The 446-nt window shown below is 43.5% G+C and carries 1 protein-coding gene; it reads right to left on the bottom strand.

Annotated features, from left to right (window positions below):
* Window positions 1-125: 125 nt before the first annotated feature.
* Window positions 126-446 (bottom strand): hypothetical protein (locus tag AC3DEV_RS17055; RefSeq protein WP_488372882.1); only part of this gene is annotated, 321 nt, incomplete at its 5' end.

Here is a 446-nt window from a genome sequence, read left to right on the forward strand (position 1 = left end):
CATGTGGATTTTAATAAGCTCTCGCTCACCTTCTTCATCAAACTCTGGATCGACAATGTATCTATCGTCCAGCACAGGCTCTAAGTTATTCAAGTCATACACCGATGTTGTTTTAGGCTTTAACATTATAGGAAGTCCTTCTTCAATCTCTTCATATTAATCGTCTCAATGTCGTACTGCCCTTTAACTACGTCCCGTTTATGGACGATACCTGACCACCACATATGCTGTGAAGCATGTGCATAAGACATTGGGAAGTCAACGAAGCATCCCGCCGTCAAGCCCATGATCTTGCTACCACTGGCCAAAGTACGTTCAGAGAAATCAAGTAAGTGATTATGACCTGCCGTACACGATGTAAACTGTTTCTTTAGGAGTGTGGTAGCTGGGTTTTCCCCTGAGATGGGCCTTCCCATGATGCCAGATGCAAAGTAATGGCTATAATT

The sequence above is a fragment of the Dietzia sp. IBK-p2-15D genome, assembly GCF_057773105.1.